This is a genomic window from Methylovulum psychrotolerans (genome assembly GCF_002209385.1).
Classification (GTDB): Bacteria; Pseudomonadota; Gammaproteobacteria; order Methylococcales; family Methylomonadaceae; genus Methylovulum; species Methylovulum psychrotolerans.
The window spans coordinates 2,026,410-2,042,723 of sequence record NZ_CP022129.1 but is presented as its reverse complement, the minus strand read 5'-3'; the positions used below and the strand labels follow the sequence as shown (position 1 = coordinate 2,042,723).

Below are 16,314 nucleotides of genomic sequence, written 5' to 3'. Positions count from 1 at the left end.
CCTGCATGAGTGTTTGGCGAAAAGAATTAATCACCGCTTCACTGCTATTGTTATCCGCCTGTATTATCGGCTCCATTACCGGAGCGGTGTTCTCTGCCCTATTTTTGGTCACACTGTTCTTATGGATTTGCCAGCTGTTGCAAATCCGCCGTTTTGAACGCTGGATCAGTGCTGGGGGTAAAGGCATCTATCCCAAAACTACCGGAATATGGGAAGAAATTTATTATCATATCTACCGGATTAAAAAAAGCGATAAGCGGCGCAAGAAAAAATTGCGCAAAATGATCGAGCAGTTCCGCCAGTCCACCGAAGCCTTACCCGATGCGGCGGTGGTGTTGCGGGCTAATGATGAGATTGAATGGGCCAATAAGGCGGCACGGCTGGTGTTGGGCTTGCAGCAATCGGACAAAGGCCAGCGTATCGTCAACTTACTGCGTTTCCCCGATTTTATCCGTTATCTGAAATCGGGCAACTACAGCGAACCGGTCATCTTGCCGTCGCCGTTAAATAACCGCATCACCTTGGAAGTGCGGGTTATCTGTTACGGCTCCGGCCTGCGCTTATTGTTGGCGCAAGACGTGACGCAATTGAAAAAAATGCAAATTATGCGCAAAGACTTTGTCGCCAATGTCTCGCATGAGCTGCGCACCCCGCTGACCGTCCTGAAAGGCTATCTGGAAACTTTGCAGGATATGGACGACGACACCTCGCCGCTGCTGACCAATTCTTTCAAGGAAATGCGCGGGCAAACCGAGCGGATGCAACATCTAGTCGATGACTTGTTACTTTTGACCCGTTTGGAGACGCAACAGAAAAAAACCCAGTGCATTGATGTGCCGGCCCTATTAGGCCAGATCTGTAAAGAAGGCGACACCATGGAAAACGCCTCCCGACGCATTGAGTTGACCTTGGAGACCGCCGCCCATCTGTACGGCGAAGAACAAGACTTGCGCAGCGCCTTTACCAATCTGCTCGGCAACGCGCTAAAATATTCGCCTGACGATTCGGTGGTGAAAGTGCGCTGGTATCAAGGTAAAGACGAAATTGTCCTGGATATTGAAGATTTTGGCGAAGGCATCGCCGCGTCTGATATTCCTAGGGTCACCGAACGCTTTTATCGGGTCGAGAACAAGCGCCGCAGCAAGATACCCGGCACCGGCTTGGGCTTGGCGATTGTCAAACATGTTCTGATGCGTCATGAAGCGACCTTAGCAATCACCAGTGAATTGGGTAAAGGCAGTTGCTTTAGTTGTCACTTCCCGCTGAAGCGGGTCTGTTGCAGCGGCTAATCGCCGCCCGCATACAATAAAAAGCCCGTTCCTGCATCAGCAGGAACGGGCTTGTTTACCGCTATCAGGCTAATGGCCCCTATACCGCTAAGGTATCCATTAAATCAATCATAAATTCCATTTCTTCATATTCGATTTTCTCCCATGCCGAAAAGCCCAGGCTTTTCAGTACAGCCGTGCTTTTATCGTCACTACCCATCGCCACTAGCAGTTCCTGCCACTCGTGCTGGCGATGCGCCAATTTAGGGCCTAGCATCAATGAATGGTTAATAACGCTAATTTCGCTTCTGACCAGCACCCGTAATTTACTTTTAATCAGGCCGGACAAATTATCATAAGCCTCGGCAAGAAACACCCCGACATCAGCATGGCCTTGCAATAACTGCTTAGCGACTAAAATATAGGCATCGCAAGGGATGGTCTGGGAATTATTTGCGTAAATGTCGCCTGCTTCCAGCAAGATCATACCCATCATGCGGACATCCGGGTCATCAGTCATGGCAATCGTGGTGCCAGGCGACAAATCTGCGACATCATGGGCCGCGCTATCGGCATTGACGGCGATAATTGCCTCGTCAGTAATGCCTCTAGGGCGCACCAACGGAAAAAAACCCTTGTCGCGGACTAACATGGCGGCATCAAAGGGGTTGGCGTAAATCAGATCGATGCCGTCATTCTCAATGACTGACCGCTGGGCTTGAAAGCTGTTGTACATTTCCAGATGAATCCCTTCACCTGTCTGTTTCTGTAGCCACGTATTAAAAATATACCATCCCGACAAATGGTCGGGGGGAAAATCAGGGCTAACGGTAAACTGGTAAGTCATGGTGTTTGTCTCTAACGTAACGAAGCATAAAGCTTTATGGATTCCTCAACCCGGGTGCGCGAAGGCTTGCGGCGCACAGACGTATAACTGACCACTTGGCCTTGCCGGACATTCGGGATCACCGTCGCCTTTACCCAATAAAAGCAACCGTCTTTACGCAAATTTTTAACAATGCCTTGCCAATGTACGCCCTTATTAACCGTATCCCATAAGTCTTTAAATGCGACGGCAGGCATGTCAGGATGCCTGAGAATGGAATGCGGCGAACCAATCAATTCTTCTTCGGTATAGCCCGACATTTCCACAAACGCCTTGTTAACGTGGGTAATGATGCCATTTTTGTCCGTGGTCGAAACAATCAGCTTACCGTCAGGATAAGGCACTTCAATTTCTGAATATAAAACCGTCCGCCGCAAACCGCCGTACAAATTAAGCACCGCCTCCTTGCAGTCACCTACCACATCTTCGGGTCTAAAGTCGCGCATTTTTTAAAGGTCTACAGGAAATCAGCGATACTGGCCGCTGCACGTTTAACATCAAGGAAAATCAGGCCTAATTTCGCATTAGGCTTGGCCAACACCGTCAAAACCGATTCTGAGCCGGCATACGTCATTAACACATACCCGTTAGCGCCCTTAATCAATACCTGCTCTAAGGTGCCTCTTGCCAATTCCTGCGCCGTTCTATCCCCTAATGACAACATTGCCGCACTCATCGCACCCACTCTGTCTTCATCCATAGATGCAGGTAAAACCGACGCTATCATCAAGCCATCCGTTGAAATGATTCCCGATGCTTCAATATCAGCCGAAGTACCGTTAAGTTCTGTCAATACAGAAGTCAACATGTTTGCACGCATAATTTAGTTTCCTCTTTTACTTTTTAAAAATGTAATGTTAACGTTCAATTTAACTCTCCTTTGTTGCATAACGTATGCTCAATGCCCAAACCAAAGACACAAATTCGGGTTGGTTAAAATGGGGTATGCCATAAACGGCAATGACGAACCGGTTATTGGATATAAATAACGGCCAAAACCCCACTTCACTATTACCAAAAACGTCAACAATAGACCACGCCTGACTCATCAGCCCCATATTATTGGCCAACAGGCCTGCCCGGCGGTCATGAACGGTAGCGATTTCCGCGCTCAACGCGGACAGCTCTTCGGCAACCTCGTGCGGGAAGCCGTGAGTTGCAAGATAAAAACCTTGTTTTTCTGCCAACAATACCTTGCCGTTTTCAGAAAGCTTGCTCAACAATTGCGGCAGCAAGCTTTCAAGGGAGCCGATGGGATATTCAATAGGTTCTGCCACGCCCTGTATCCAACGTAGTTTTTGGCAATGGTGCAATAACTCAAAACATTTTTCAGGGTCATCATGGTTCATCAAATCCTGCAAATTATCTAGCGTGAGGGCGGGCGTTTGCGGCTGCAATAAGAGTCTTCTTAAAAACTGGCGGGGCTTATCCGTTTCCATGGAACAAACCGCATAATAGGCCCCGGCTGGCGTAGGATATAAATAGAGGCCTTCCGTTAAAGAATAGTCGCCACTCATCGCTATTCCTCTAACCCTGGATCCAGGGTATACAATAACGCTTGGATTAATAAGGACACATCGCTCTTCACCCGGGCATCAACGGCAAAAACGGGCGGCTTTAGCCCTATGTTACGCAATTGCACATGGTAATCGTCAATAGTCGGCTTCGAACTCAAATCCATTTGCGTTACCCCGATTGCCACTGTTGTAGTGGATATAAATTTATCAAACGTGTCCAAAAAGAACTTCATGTCCTGAAAAGGGTCGGCACGGGTGTTATCCAGCAACAAGACCAGGCCGATACCGCCATTGACCAAGATGTCCCACATAAAATCAAAGCGCTCTTGCCCCGGCGTGCCATAAAGATGCAGTTTCTCCCCGCCCGGCAAGTTCATAATACCATAATCCATCGCAACGGTTGTCGATGCTTTACGCGATTTGGTCATATCGCTCGCAGAAGCATCAGTTTTTATCGGCGGCATATCACTGATTGAATTGATAGCTGTCGTCTTGCCAGCTCCCACGGGCCCGGTAAAAATAATTTTATACTGACTCATATTGATATATTTATTCCGCTATGCTTTCTTGCCAAGCAATGTACTGAGGATCCGCTTCAGTAACCCTTGGTTTTTGTTGGGTTTGATTTCAGGTGACTGTACTAATACGTCAGCTTCTCTTCTTACTTGGGCAGCCAGCCCCAAAGAACAGGCTGCGCTAATGAACACAAAAACGTACTGCGGCTTGATATTCAGCACTTCAGCAACATCGGGAAGGGTTCTAGGCCCTTGTACCAATAAGGCGGCAATACGCAATGCGTGGGGGGTGACTAACAAACGGGTAAAATTAGGCCAACTTTTCAGGTAAACGGGCTGTTTAATATCAATCGTCGAAGGGTAACGGCCTTTTGATGCCCAGCAGGCCACCTTCCATAAAAAAGCGTCCATGCTGTGGAACCTGTCCAAAGCCCGTTCCGCATCGGCCAAATCAGGGCTTAATGGCGTAACCGACATTTTTGAGCCTAAGGTGCTGTTAATCGCCAACCCTGCAAAAGCGCGGAGCTGGTTTTCATCGACATCCAGCCATACCTCATCATTGTCGGGCAGGATAATGAGGGGGTTCCAACCGGAATTAAGCTGTCGGGTCTGATTTTTCTCACGGCTCACTTTATAGGCCGATTCGACATAACCCTGAAAATATTCTTTCGGGTTATAGCTGGCTCTGGCGAATTGCCTGGGATCATTGACATCAATACCGGGAACATTACCGATAAAAGCCCCAAAACCTTTTTCATTCAGCTGCATAGCCGCCTGATGTTTCGAGGTTTTCTTTTGCTCGTCGGTTTCCATGACATAATTTTTCAGTACCGGCTTATCCGCTTCGGCGACTGGCGGCGCTTCCGTGCCGGCGGTAAAACTGCTTCTAGGGGGCTGCGCCGCTTTCGCCGTTTGCTCAAGCTGCGCCCTGGCTTTTGCCAAAGCGTTAAGCATTTCTTCGGTCTTAACCGGTTTACCGATCCGAAAAGCCCCTTCAATACTCGATGCGTTCAAAGATAATACAATTAAAGGCCTAGCGGCTTGCCCGTCGATACGCTCACGCAGCAGCCGCTGCCCGGTAACCGAATCGGCATCAAAAATATCAATTTCTGCATTAGGGGGATTCACCACCGCCGCAACGCCTTTGCAAGGGCCTTGCAAATACATTGCCATCATTTTATAGCTACGTTCGTCCATGCCATGTAACGCAACCTTTAATGGATTTTTATTTTTATCCATTGTTATTTCGCCCTTTAAAGAAATTGTTCAATTGATCCCATTCAGCAATTATATCGAAATCTGAGCGATTTAACTCATTTAACATTGTGTAAAACCCTTCTGAATCGCGGGTCGATTTATAGAGAGCCAATAATTCGTGTTGCAGCTCGACCCTTGCCGGATGCTTAAGGAGCGCGTTTTCAAGTACCTGCTTGGCTTCTTCCAACTGGCTGTATTCAATATGGTCACGCGCTATCTCCAAAGGATCGTGGTCGGGTTTAGCTTGGTCGGCGACCACCTGCCTGACTAAGGCATTGGTGCCGACTATGCCCCGCGTCAGGATACAATAGCGGTTACCTGCCAATAAAAAGGGGCTGGCCTGCTCGTCTTTAAGATACTCTTTAATCAAGATAAATTGCTCATTGCTTAAGCCTGGTTTGATGCCGGCTAACATCCGCCAACTGATCGCTTGTCCGTGCCGGTTCAAGATGACCAAAAAATCGACAATGGCCGCAAAGAGCTGTTCGTTCAGATCCTTATGGAAACAAAAGTAAATCCGTTGCAAATGCGATATGAGATGCTTAGGTTTTCTGGCTATCCGGAAAACCAGTTTTTCTAAAATATCGACATACGCCAGCAATTCTGAGGAATTCAGGGTATTGTTATCTTGTAAATAAAAAAAGTGCCGCTCTGGTGGCGGCCCATTTTTATCTTCGTCATGGCAAACGATCAAGTCAGCATCAGCAATCATTAATAAATTACTTTATTGATTAAGGTTAGGTTTAGAGAATAGCTCTAAATTATCATTTTACAAGCGCATTGACCAACAAAATCGTTGCGGAATCTGCACATTTACACTTCCTACAAAATAATCCGCGCCAATTGGGCAATTAATTATAAAATAGGCTTTTTTAAACTTGTTTTTTGATGACGGAACATATTATGAACCAAAACACCATAAACCTTATAGAACAATACTATGCCGCTTTTAATAGCGCCGACATGGCAACTTTTTTAAACTTGCTCACCGATGATGTCATCCACGACATTAACCAAGGCAAGCGGGAAATCGGCAAGGAAGCTTTCACTCAGTTTATGGCCTGCATGAACCACAACTACAAAGAGCAACTGGTCGACATGGTCATCATGGCGACTGCCGACGGTAGCCGTGCCGCCGCCGAATTTACGGTGCTGGGCGAATATTTGCAAACTGACGAAGGCCTGCCCGTCGCACAAGGGCAAAAATATCGCTTACCCGCCGGGGCATTTTTTGATATCCGTGACAACAAAGTCGCCCGCATCACCAATTATTATAACCTGCAAGACTGGATCGCCCAGGTCAGCGCGTAACGGGGAACCGCCGCCATCACTGCCGATCCTGTGGCAAGATGGCGGCGGCAGGGTTACTTGGCCGTGTTTGCCACACTTTTGTACCCGCCCACACATAAAGGCGCGGCCAGCACCAGCAAACACATCAGCCACTGCACTAACTGTTGGTTGGTCAAAGTAAACCGTAACGACAGCAACAAACGTCCGCCCCCGCCCGGATAGGCCAAAATCAAATCGCGGCTTCGCCAAAACTCCCACGTCTCGCCCACAATCAAGCCTAAGCCCGTCGCCAATAAGGCATACCCCAACCAATGCGCTTGGGCGTAATAGCGGCCACACGGCAACAGCCCGGTTTTCAGCACATCCCGCCGCTGGCCAGTTGCTATCAGCATTAAACCTAAGACACCGGCCACCGCCATGCTTGCCGTTAACACAGGAAAGCTAATATAACGGCCATTGACCGCCAAACACAAGCCTTTAAACGCCATAAAACCGCCCAACAGCCAATACAGCCGATGCAGCCAATCAGCCAGCCGGACATTCATGGTTTGCCCCGCCAATAGCGTATAAGCGTATTGCAACATCAATCCTGCCAAAGCCGCATTAACGCCGACCACCGCTAAGGTCAGCAACCGTTGCCACACCGTATAGCTGGTATACCATAGCCACTCTATTTGCTGTGTCCATAGCAAAACCATGATTTGCACCGCCAACACCAACGCGGCCATCGGCACTATCGGCAAGGCCTGCAAAGGCTTACGGAACACCAAAACAGCCGCCAGAAATAGGGCTAACGCCGCCAGCCACCCTTTATACCATTGCGGGTCTTCATACACCTTACCCGTCAACGGAAACACCTCTTCCCTATCGACCGAAAACAGCCCCCAATTAGCGCCCACCACGCCTTCCAACTCGCTTTTCCAAGACTGGTTAATCGCCTCGACGATGTTGTAGTCAAAGCCATTGGCACTGGCGACGCTAATCAGCCCCCTAATAAATTTCGCCTCGTTAACGACACTGGGCACTGCCCAACCCCGTTGGCGGCCTTCGCTGGGCCAGCCCGATTCACCGATCAAAATCGCCTTGTCTGCCCCCATTGCCCACGCTTGCTGCTGGACATGCTTATAAATGCGTTCGATATGTGCAGGGGCCTCATCAACCGGAATCGGTTCGTCCTCCCAATAGGGCAGAATATGGATAGTGATAAAATCCACTTCCTTAATCAGCTCAGGGTACTTCATATACATCGACCAAACATCCGCATAAGAAACGGGCTGCTTAACCGCCTGCTTGACCGCCCGAATATAGCCGATCAGCTCGTTTATCTCTAAATCGCCACGCAACAACACCTCGTTACCGACAATCACGCGCTTGACCACATCGGGGTTGGCGTTGGCGGAGCGGATCAGCCCGTCAATCTCCAATTGGTTGCCTTTTTTGATACCCCCTAGCCAGGCTCCTTGGATCATCGCCAGACCGTATTTACGCGCCAAAGCAGGGATTTCCGGCATCGTACCTTCAGCACTGGCATAAGTACGGATAGAACGGGTTTTTTCGCTCATTAGGCGCAAATCCGTATCCAGTTGCGCCACATTAGGAAACACCCCATCCATCGGCCCTTGGCCTTCCCAAAACGGCGCAAAAGATAGGCTATTGAGCTTACCCTGCGGCACATCGGCCCCAACATCTTGGGGCTGGTTCGCCAGCCAACCGCCTGTCGCGGCCAACAAAATAATCAATATAACAGTGACAACAAGTTTCATATAAACGCCGGACTCAGAAAAACAGGAGGGAACAGAACAAGCAAAACATGCCGTCTTCAGATACCGTTAAAAAAACCCGGCACCACCACTTTCAGATAAGCAATGCCCGACAGTTTTTTGTATTTGCCGATGACACACTCCCCGATGCTAGCCCAACCCTACCCAGTGACTATATTATCAGATACTAACATCTTATAGGGCAATTTCGCTTAAAATAGGGTCTTTTTAATAGCCAGACGGCATAAAAAAACCGCCGCACCCCTTTTACAAGAAATGTCTGACGGTTTTAAGGGATGCTCTTAGCCGCCCGCCACCGGAGCGGCGGCGGGGCGGCGCAACCTACTTAGTTCTTGCTTTTGTCAACGATTTGGTTAGCTTTAATCCAAGGCATCATGCTGCGTAATTGCGCACCGACCACTTCAATAGGATGCTCGGCATTCAAACGGCGTTTAGCGGTCATTTCAGGATAATTGGTCATACCTTCGACGATGAATTGTTTCGCGTATTCACCGTTTCTGATGTTCTTTAACGCTTCACGCATCGCCCAACGGCTTTCTTCGTTGATAACTTTAGGGCCGGTGACATATTCACCGTATTCGGCATTGTTGGAAATGGAGTAGTTCATGTTAGCGATACCGCCTTCATACATCAAATCCACAATCAGCTTCAACTCATGCAGACATTCGAAATAAGCCATTTCCGGCGCGTAACCGGCTTCAACCAAGGTTTCAAAACCCGCTTTGATCAGCTCAACGGCACCGCCGCACAATACCGCCTGTTCGCCGAACAAATCGGTTTCGGCTTCGTCACGGAAAGTCGTTTCGATAACGCCTGAACGGCCACCGCCAATTGCTGACGCATACGACAAACAAATCGCTTTAGCCGTACCTGAAGCATCTTGGTGGACAGCGATCAAATCAGGCACGCCGCCGCCACGGACAAATTCAGAACGCACGGTATGACCCGGTGCTTTAGGGGCAATCATAATGACATCCAAATCGGCACGCGGCACGACTTGGTTATACAAAATCGAGAAGCCGTGGGCAAAAGCCAACGCCGCGCCTTGTTTAATGTTAGGCAGGATTTCGTTTTTATACAACTGCGCCTGGAATTCATCAGGGGTCAAAATCATGACGATATCGGCGGCGGCAACCGCTTCTGCGACTTCCATCACCACTAAACCGCAGGCTTGGGCTTTGGCAACTGAAGGCGAGCCTGCGCGTAAACCGACGATCACTTCAACGCCGGAATCTTTCAGGTTAAGCGCGTGGGCGTGGCCTTGCGAGCCGTAACCGATAATGGCGACTTTTTTGGCTTTGATGATAGATAAATCGGCGTCTTTGTCGTAATAAACTTGCATTGTTGTTCCTGTTTTTTAGTTATCAGTTTGTTAAAAATAAATAGGGAGTTAAACGCTTAAGCCCTTCTCGCCTCTGGAGATACCCGTAGGTCCGGACCGGACGACCTCAATAATGGTCGAAGGCTCAATTGCGGCGACAAACGCATCCAGTTTCTCGGACGGCCCCGTCACCTCAATGACGTAGGTCGTCGCCGTCACATCCAGGATTTTGCCACGGAATATCTCCGCAAGGCTGCGGATTTCATGGCGGGTCGAGCTACTGGTTTTTACCTTGACCATCATCAGTTCGCGCTCGATATGGGTGGTTTCGGCAAACTCAATCAGCTTAACCACATCAATCAGCTTATTCAGCTGTTTGACGATTTGCTCGACCACCTGTTCGCTGCCGTTCGTCACCAAGGTCATGCGCGACAAGCTGGCATCTTCGGTCATCGCCACGTTCAGCGATTCAATATTATAGCCCCGCGCCGAAAACAACCCGGCTACCCGTGATAAAGCACCGGACTCATTTTCAATCAATAAGGAAATGATATGCCGCATTATGCCAACTCCCTGTCCGTTGTGGTGCCGGTGGCAACCCGTAATTTCATATCATGGTGGCCTTTACCCGCTTCAATCATCGGATAAACGTTTTCCGTCCGGTCAGTCATAATGTCCAAGAACACAGTACGGTCTTTTAAGGCAAACGCCTCTTCCAATGCCCCGCGCACCTGTTCCGGCTTGTCAATACGCATCCCGACATGCCCATAAGCCTCGGCTAATTTGACAAATTCAGGGATAGTATCCATATAAGAATGCGAATAGCGGCTCTCGTAAGAGAATTCCTGCCATTGCCTGACCATGCCCATATACCGGTTATTCAAATTAATGATCTTAATCGGCGTTTTATATTGTAAAGCGGTGGACAGTTCTTGTATGCACATCTGGATACTGGCCTCGCCGGTAACGCAGGCGACCTCCGCGTCAGGAAACGCCAATTTTACCCCAATCGCCGCCGGCAAACCAAAGCCCATTGTCCCCAAACCGCCCGAATTGATCCAGCGGCGCGGCTTGTCAAATTTATAGTATTGTGCCGCCCACATTTGATGCTGGCCGACATCGGAAGTGACATAAGCGTTACCTTTGGTCACTTCATACAATTGTTCAATCACATACTGCGGCTTAATCAGCTCGCTGCCACGGTCAAACGCCAAACAATCCACCGCCTGCCATTCGGCAATCTGTTGCCACCATGCTTCCAAGGCCTTTTTCTGCGGTTTGTTTTTATAGTCTTTATGGTCTTTCAGCAGACTGATCATATGCTGCAAGACATTTTTCACGTCGCCGACAATCGGCACATCGACTTTGACGGTCTTGGCAATTGATGCCGGATCAATATCAATATGGATGATTTTCGCATAAGGACAGAACATATCCAGCTTGCCCGTCACCCGATCATCAAAACGCGCCCCGACCGCGATAATCACATCGCTTTCGTGCATCGCCATATTGGCCTCATAAGTGCCGTGCATCCCCAACATACCGATAAATTGCTTATCGGTCGCCGGATACGCCCCTAAACCCATCAGGGTATTAGTCACCGGAAAGCCCAACAGCTTGCTAAAGTCAATCAGTTCTGCGCTGGCTTCGCCCAACACCACGCCGCCGCCCGAATAAATGACTGGCTTGCGGGCCCCCAGCAACAGCTCGACGGCCTTTTTGATTTGCTCCTTATCACCGCTCACGGCAGGTTGGTAAGAGCGCATCACGACTTTTTTCGGGTATTTGTAAGGGACTTTAATGTTAGGGTCGGTAATGTCCTTAGGAATATCGACCACAACTGGCCCCGGACGGCCTGTCGTCGCCACATAAAACGCCTTCTTGACGGTCTCGGCCAATTTCGTGACATCCTTCACCAAGAAATTATGCTTTACGCACGGGCGGGTAATCCCCACCATATCGACTTCTTGGAAGGCATCGCTGCCGATGACCGGAGACGGCACCTGCCCGGAAATGATGACCATAGGGATAGAGTCCATATACGCCGTGGCAATCCCCGTCACGGCATTGGTCGCCCCAGGCCCTGATGTGACCAATACCACGCCAGGCTTACCCGTGGCACGGGCATAGCCGTCCGCCGCATGGGTTGCCCCTTGCTCATGACGGACAAGAATGTGTTTAACAGCATCCTGCTGGAAAATGGCATCATACAGATGCAAAACCGCCCCGCCAGGATAACCAAAAATATACTCTACGCCTTCGTCTTTCAGACTTTGGACGAGAATTTGTGCACCACTTAGCTCCACGCTCACCTCAAAATAAACATGTTTTGTCGATGGATATCGAGTTATATCCGCCCCCCCCAAAAAATCGCCCAATGAGGGGAATTTTCCGCCAGAAAACGGCTCAATAATTTTTTATTTAATGCTGTCACTTTTCCACAACATAATCTTAGGTATTCTACTAGGTTCTTAGTAAAATTGTAACGTTCATCTAATCAGGCGGGCTTATTTGCACGGCCAGTGCTGATGCCGCTATTTTTAAGTAACTGACGTTACGCAGTAACGTGCTTTACCCCCGTTTGCCGCGCCGAGCATCGCAGGTTTTGTCGGGATCAGCCCGAATACCCATAGGGCATAAAGGGGCGCGGCAGGGATGCCGCGCGTCGGCAGGTGTACCCAAGGGCATAAAGGCAGGAGCCCACTCTGCCGACCCCCGACAAAACCGAGAAGCGCAGGATCAAGCGGCAACCGGGCCGCCTTATGACGCGTGCCGTCCTTGGCACTCGCACTTCGTGTGCGGTGCATCCAAATCTGCTCCTGGCAGATTTGTCTTTGGATACTTTCTTTTGGCGGAGCAAAAGAAAGTATCTCGCCTTCGGGTGCGAGAACCCGATTAAAAACCGTCGCGACAGCGACTCATCGCTACATTTTTCAATATCGAAAAATGATTGCGTAACACCAGTTAAGTAACTCAAGAGGTTCCCGTAACAGCCATGACCCATAAACTTATTGCCCCCTCCCTCGTCGTCATATTTCTGGCAGGCTGTGCCAGCGAACCGCCGCAACCGACCAATCCTACCCCCAAAACTATCGCCATCACCCCCATACCCGAAGCCCGACCACAAAAGCTAGAAAACTACAACAGCCCGTCCGAAGCTGATATGAACGGGGGCGACTATTCCGCTATGGGGATCACCGGCGATTATGCCGGCCTCTATTCGGTGCAAAACTTTATCAATTTTATGGTCAGAAAGCATGGTTTTTCGCAAAACTACCTTAATGGCCTGTTTTCGCAAGCCCAGCGTCTGGATTCGGTGATTAAACTGGAAAGCCCGGTCGCCGCATCTACCATGCCCACCAAACCGCATCTTGGCAGTTGGACGCGTTACCGCAATAAATTTTTGACCGAAGCCCACATCAGCAATGGCGTGGAATTTTGGCGCAGCCATGCCGATGCCGTCGAGCGGGCCAGCCTCCAGTACCACGTTGACCCCGAATACATTGTCGCCATTATTGGCGTAGAAACCTACTTCGGCAAAAATGTCGGCAAAACCCGCATTTTTGATGCCCTCGCCACCCTAAGCTTTTATACCGAAAGGCGATCGAAGTATTTCATGTCAGAACTGGAACATTATTTGTTGATGACCCGCGAAGAAGGTTATGAGCCGCGCCAACCCGTCGGCTCTTGGGCGGGGGCAATGGGTTTGGGGCAATTCATGCCCAGCAGCTTCCGGCATTTGGCGGTGGACTTTAACAGCGATGGCCGCCGCGACATTTGGCATCCCGAAGACGCGATAGGCAGTGTCGCCCACTATTTCTCCAAAAACGGTTGGCAACTTAACCAACCCGTCACCTACCAGACCAGCCCCTCCACTGACCCGGCAGTCATTGAGCTGAGCACCTACGAAGGCAGCGAATATTGGTTTATCCAGAAAAACTTCAAGGTGATCAAGCGCTACAACAACAGCAACAAATACGCCATGGCCGTACACCAACTCGCCCAAGCCATTAAAGACCGCTACTACTAGCCAAGCCCGGCGTAGGGACAAATAAGCCCCTACGCCGCCTAAGCCCAGAACCGTCAATCCGCCGCCAACCCCAAAGCCTGCATTTTATCCGCCGCATAAGCCGCTAAAGCTTCCAACACGTCGGCATTCGTGTCCGGCAGGGCGCGTAAGCTCTCCAATTGGCGAAAAAACGCACTAAACGTCAAGCTCCCCGCCCCTGCCCTGCCCGTCAAACGGTCAACACAGCTTTGCCGCCACGCTTGCGCCTCGGTTGCCGACAAAGTGTGCGGATAATTACGCGCCCGATACCTAAAGAGCATTTCCGGCAAGCGCGGGTCGGCAAACGGAAACCGCGCCGCCGCCAACGTCTCAGCGGGCAGCGTGGGGATTTTCGCCATTTGCCGCTTATCGGCATCACTAAAAAATCCGCCGCTATACAAAGCCAGATCAGGATCGGCGGGAACGCCCGGCGCATCGCCGACCGCCGCGAACACCGCCGCCACTTTCGCGGCAATATCAGGTGCCGTCTGTAAGGCCGCCAAATGCGCTTGGCACTGGGGCAAATCCACGCCCAAACGCTCCCTATCGGCAGGCCGCAGTACCGACATCGGCGCTAAAACCGGACATTTATTGATATGCACCGTTTTTAGCGGTATCCGCGCCGTACCTTCGGGCAACGCCTCGGTCGCCGTGAACAGCCGCTGGCGAATCTCCTCCACCGACAAGCTTAACAGCGGCGTAGGATCAACCGCCAAATCATAAACCACCACACCATTGGTATTGCCCGGATGCTGGCATAACGGCACAATCACCGCCAAACAATGCCGTAAGGCCGGATACATACCCGAAACATGCAACAACGGCACAAACCGCCCCAACTGCAACAAGTTTAACGCCTCATACTTGCTACGGTGCTGCCAAAAAAACTGGTACAGCTTCGGCTGTTTCGTCTTAAGCAGTTTAGCGACGGCAATAGTGGCATAAACATCGGCCAGCGCGTCATGGGCATTGGCATGGCCGATACCGTTGGCGGCGGTCAAGTGCTCGAGCCGGAAACTGGGCTTGCCCAGCCCGTCAACAGGCCATTGGATACCGTCAGGACGCAAGGCCTTAGCCGCCCTGACCACATCCAGCAAATCCCAGCGCGAATTGCCATGCTGCCATTCCCGTGCATAAGGGTCGTAAAAATGCCGATACAGGCTATTGCGCGTTACTTCATCGTCAAAACGGATGCTGTTATAGCCTAAGGCACAAGTATGCGGACGCGCCAATTGGGCATGGATGAGGCGGATAAATTCCGCCTCGCACACACCGTTTTTGGCCGCTATTTGGGGGGTAATGCCGGTAATCAGGCAAGCGTCAGGATGCGGGAGGCTATCGGCAGCAAGCTGGCAATACACCACCAGCGGCTCGTCAATAATAGTAAAATCGTTGTCGGTACGGACACCGGCAAATTGCGCGGGTCGATCCCGTTGCGGGTCGGCACCAAACGTCTCATAATCATGCCAGTACAGGGTCGGTGAACTCAAGCACGCCCTTCTGCTTCAAGTTTTTTACGTTTATCGCATTTCTCTACACAGACACAGTCGCTATTAACCCCGCCACAAGAGCCTTTAATGGCTTTTCTGCCAAAGATCACCCCAATTGCCATTAAGCCGACTACCGCCAGCATGACACAAAATGTCACTAAAAAATACGTCATTGTCTTATCCTCAACATGTCTAAAAAATCACTTCTTAACTGACGTTACGCAGTAACGTGCTTTACCCCCGTTTGCCGCGCCGAGCATCGCAGGTTTTGTCGGGATCAGCCCGAAGGGGCGCGGCAGGGATGCCGCGCGTCGGCAGGTGGGCAGGAGCCCACTCTGCCGACCCCCGACAAAACCGAGAAGCGCAGGATCAAGCGGCAACCGGGCCGCCTTTTCTTTGGATACTTTCTTTTGGCGGAGCAAAAGAAAGTATCTCGCCTTCGGGTGCGAGAACCCGATTAAAAAAAACGTCGCGACAGCGACTCATCTCTACATTTTTCAATATCGAAAAAATGACTACATAACATCACTGCTTACCTCAATGGCCACGGTCTAAGGTTTTCAGTTCCTTTAAGCGGCCATTTTCAAAACGTAAATACTGCTGCAAACGTCTGCGGCCAAAATCATAAACCCATTCCTCAACCACCACATCCACTTCGGCGTATTGCTGCAAACCTATATTGGTGGCGGTATTCGGGTAAACCGTCGCGCCGTCACCAAAATAATTCGACTCACTGGCATAATGGCTGACGCTACGCCTTTCGAGATGGGTATCAATAGAATCAGGGTCGCCGCACTTATAAACGACATCGTTCTTACTGTTGCCCAATTCGACCAACTCATGCCCGCAACGTAAGGCAAACACAGACTGGGAAATGAGCAGACAGAAAAATAGTAGCAATAATCTTGATGGTCGCATAGGAAGCTCCAAAACAGTCAGCA

At 50.2% G+C, this 16,314-nt stretch carries 17 protein-coding genes; 3 read left to right on the top strand and 14 right to left on the bottom strand.

The features are described 5' to 3' along the window. Window positions 1–5 precede the first annotated feature (5 nt). Window positions 6–1,289, top strand: a complete 1,284-nt coding sequence (gene phoR, locus CEK71_RS09365; protein WP_088619143.1) for a phosphate regulon sensor histidine kinase PhoR — start codon at window positions 6–8, stop codon at window positions 1,287–1,289. 79 nt (window positions 1,290–1,368) lie between these two features. On the opposite strand, the gene CEK71_RS09360 is transcribed toward phoR, so the two are convergent. Genes CEK71_RS09360 through CEK71_RS09330 form a run of 7 tightly spaced genes read right to left on the bottom strand, consistent with a single transcriptional unit; the run spans window position 1,369 to window position 6,155 of the window. Then, the gene (locus CEK71_RS09360) at window positions 1,369–2,115 is read right to left on the bottom strand and encodes a phosphate/phosphite/phosphonate ABC transporter substrate-binding protein (protein WP_088619142.1); all 747 of its coding nucleotides are present in this window, start codon (window positions 2,113–2,115) and stop codon (window positions 1,369–1,371) included. Window positions 2,116–2,126: 11 nt separating this feature from the next. Further along, window positions 2,127–2,600: a PAS domain-containing protein gene (locus CEK71_RS09355; RefSeq protein WP_088619141.1), complete on the bottom strand. Its 474-nt coding sequence runs from the start codon at window positions 2,598–2,600 to the stop codon at window positions 2,127–2,129. Window positions 2,601–2,611: 11 nt separating this feature from the next. Continuing rightward, window positions 2,612–2,974 (bottom strand): roadblock/LC7 domain-containing protein, encoded by a 363-nt coding sequence (locus CEK71_RS09350; RefSeq protein ID WP_019867017.1) that lies wholly within the window; start codon window positions 2,972–2,974, stop codon window positions 2,612–2,614. 49 nt (window positions 2,975–3,023) lie between these two features. Further along, window positions 3,024–3,671 (bottom strand): hypothetical protein, encoded by a 648-nt coding sequence (locus tag CEK71_RS09345; protein WP_088619140.1) that lies wholly within the window; start codon window positions 3,669–3,671, stop codon window positions 3,024–3,026. Window positions 3,672–3,673: 2 nt separating this feature from the next. Then, on the bottom strand, window positions 3,674–4,210 hold the full coding sequence (locus tag CEK71_RS09340) for a GTP-binding protein (RefSeq protein ID WP_088619139.1): 537 nt from the start codon (window positions 4,208–4,210) through the stop codon (window positions 3,674–3,676). Window positions 4,211–4,228: 18 nt separating this feature from the next. Then, window positions 4,229–5,425, bottom strand: a complete 1,197-nt coding sequence (locus CEK71_RS09335) for a hypothetical protein (RefSeq protein ID WP_088619138.1) — start codon at window positions 5,423–5,425, stop codon at window positions 4,229–4,231. After that, window positions 5,418–6,155 (bottom strand): type IV pilus assembly protein FimV, encoded by a 738-nt coding sequence (locus CEK71_RS09330; RefSeq protein ID WP_088619137.1) that lies wholly within the window; start codon window positions 6,153–6,155, stop codon window positions 5,418–5,420. Before CEK71_RS09330 ends, CEK71_RS09335 begins: the two co-directional genes overlap by 8 nt. 191 nt (window positions 6,156–6,346) lie before the next feature. On the opposite strand from CEK71_RS09330, the gene CEK71_RS09325 reads away from it, so the two are divergent. Next, a complete protein-coding gene (locus CEK71_RS09325) occupies window positions 6,347–6,754 on the top strand; it encodes a ketosteroid isomerase-related protein (RefSeq protein WP_088621561.1) in 408 nt (135 codons plus the stop codon). Window positions 6,755–6,807: 53 nt separating this feature from the next. Here the strand turns inward: CEK71_RS09325 and CEK71_RS09320 are convergent, their stop codons facing one another. The 4 genes from CEK71_RS09320 to CEK71_RS09305 form a co-directional block, all read right to left on the bottom strand. Then, a complete protein-coding gene (locus CEK71_RS09320) occupies window positions 6,808–8,496 on the bottom strand; it encodes a glycoside hydrolase family 17 protein (RefSeq protein WP_088619136.1) in 1,689 nt (562 codons plus the stop codon). 343 nt (window positions 8,497–8,839) lie between these two features. After that, window positions 8,840–9,856, bottom strand: coding sequence for a ketol-acid reductoisomerase (gene ilvC, locus CEK71_RS09315; RefSeq protein ID WP_088619135.1), 1,017 nt, complete (start codon window positions 9,854–9,856; stop codon window positions 8,840–8,842). 48 nt (window positions 9,857–9,904) lie between these two features. Further along, on the bottom strand, window positions 9,905–10,396 hold the full coding sequence (ilvN, locus tag CEK71_RS09310) for an acetolactate synthase small subunit (protein WP_088619134.1): 492 nt from the start codon (window positions 10,394–10,396) through the stop codon (window positions 9,905–9,907). Next, on the bottom strand, window positions 10,396–12,141 hold the full coding sequence (locus tag CEK71_RS09305; protein ID WP_088619133.1) for an acetolactate synthase 3 large subunit: 1,746 nt from the start codon (window positions 12,139–12,141) through the stop codon (window positions 10,396–10,398). Before CEK71_RS09305 ends, ilvN begins: the two co-directional genes overlap by 1 nt. Window positions 12,142–12,830: 689 nt before the next feature. Here CEK71_RS09305 and CEK71_RS09300 point away from each other — a divergent pair. Then, a complete protein-coding gene (locus CEK71_RS09300) occupies window positions 12,831–13,865 on the top strand; it encodes a lytic murein transglycosylase (protein ID WP_088619132.1) in 1,035 nt (344 codons plus the stop codon). Window positions 13,866–13,918: 53 nt separating this feature from the next. On the opposite strand, the gene sbcB is transcribed toward CEK71_RS09300, so the two are convergent. The 3 genes from sbcB to CEK71_RS09280 all read right to left on the bottom strand — a co-directional run bounded on the left by sbcB (window position 13,919) and on the right by CEK71_RS09280 (window position 16,291). After that, window positions 13,919–15,373 carry an exodeoxyribonuclease I gene (gene sbcB, locus CEK71_RS09295; RefSeq protein WP_088619131.1) on the bottom strand — a complete coding sequence of 485 codons (1,455 nt, stop codon included), beginning with the start codon at window positions 15,371–15,373 and terminating at the stop codon, window positions 13,919–13,921. Beyond that, complete coding sequence (gene nqrM, locus CEK71_RS09290; protein WP_088619130.1) at window positions 15,370–15,546, bottom strand: (Na+)-NQR maturation NqrM; 177 nt, start codon at window positions 15,544–15,546, stop codon at window positions 15,370–15,372. Before nqrM ends, sbcB begins: the two co-directional genes overlap by 4 nt. A 364-nt stretch (window positions 15,547–15,910) precedes the next feature. Further along, a complete protein-coding gene (locus tag CEK71_RS09280; protein WP_088619129.1) occupies window positions 15,911–16,291 on the bottom strand; it encodes a DUF2845 domain-containing protein in 381 nt (126 codons plus the stop codon). Between the last annotated feature and the right edge of the window lie 23 nt (window positions 16,292–16,314).

Coding starts and splice junctions, on each gene's coding strand:
- phoR (WP_088619143.1), top strand. CDS start 6: ATGAGTGTTTGGCGAAAAGAATTAATCACCGCTTCACTGCTATTGTTA.
- CEK71_RS09360 (WP_088619142.1), bottom strand. CDS start 2,115: ATGACTTACCAGTTTACCGTTAGCCCTGATTTTCCCCCCGACCATTTG.
- CEK71_RS09355 (WP_088619141.1), bottom strand. CDS start 2,600: ATGCGCGACTTTAGACCCGAAGATGTGGTAGGTGACTGCAAGGAGGCG.
- CEK71_RS09350 (WP_019867017.1), bottom strand. CDS start 2,974: ATGCGTGCAAACATGTTGACTTCTGTATTGACAGAACTTAACGGTACT.
- CEK71_RS09345 (WP_088619140.1), bottom strand. CDS start 3,671: ATGAGTGGCGACTATTCTTTAACGGAAGGCCTCTATTTATATCCTACG.
- CEK71_RS09340 (WP_088619139.1), bottom strand. CDS start 4,210: ATGAGTCAGTATAAAATTATTTTTACCGGGCCCGTGGGAGCTGGCAAG.
- CEK71_RS09335 (WP_088619138.1), bottom strand. CDS start 5,425: ATGGATAAAAATAAAAATCCATTAAAGGTTGCGTTACATGGCATGGAC.
- CEK71_RS09330 (WP_088619137.1), bottom strand. CDS start 6,155: ATGATTGCTGATGCTGACTTGATCGTTTGCCATGACGAAGATAAAAAT.
- CEK71_RS09325 (WP_088621561.1), top strand. CDS start 6,347: ATGAACCAAAACACCATAAACCTTATAGAACAATACTATGCCGCTTTT.
- CEK71_RS09320 (WP_088619136.1), bottom strand. CDS start 8,496: ATGAAACTTGTTGTCACTGTTATATTGATTATTTTGTTGGCCGCGACA.
- ilvC (WP_088619135.1), bottom strand. CDS start 9,856: ATGCAAGTTTATTACGACAAAGACGCCGATTTATCTATCATCAAAGCC.
- ilvN (WP_088619134.1), bottom strand. CDS start 10,396: ATGCGGCATATCATTTCCTTATTGATTGAAAATGAGTCCGGTGCTTTA.
- CEK71_RS09300 (WP_088619132.1), top strand. CDS start 12,831: ATGACCCATAAACTTATTGCCCCCTCCCTCGTCGTCATATTTCTGGCA.
- nqrM (WP_088619130.1), bottom strand. CDS start 15,546: ATGACGTATTTTTTAGTGACATTTTGTGTCATGCTGGCGGTAGTCGGC.
- CEK71_RS09280 (WP_088619129.1), bottom strand. CDS start 16,291: ATGCGACCATCAAGATTATTGCTACTATTTTTCTGTCTGCTCATTTCC.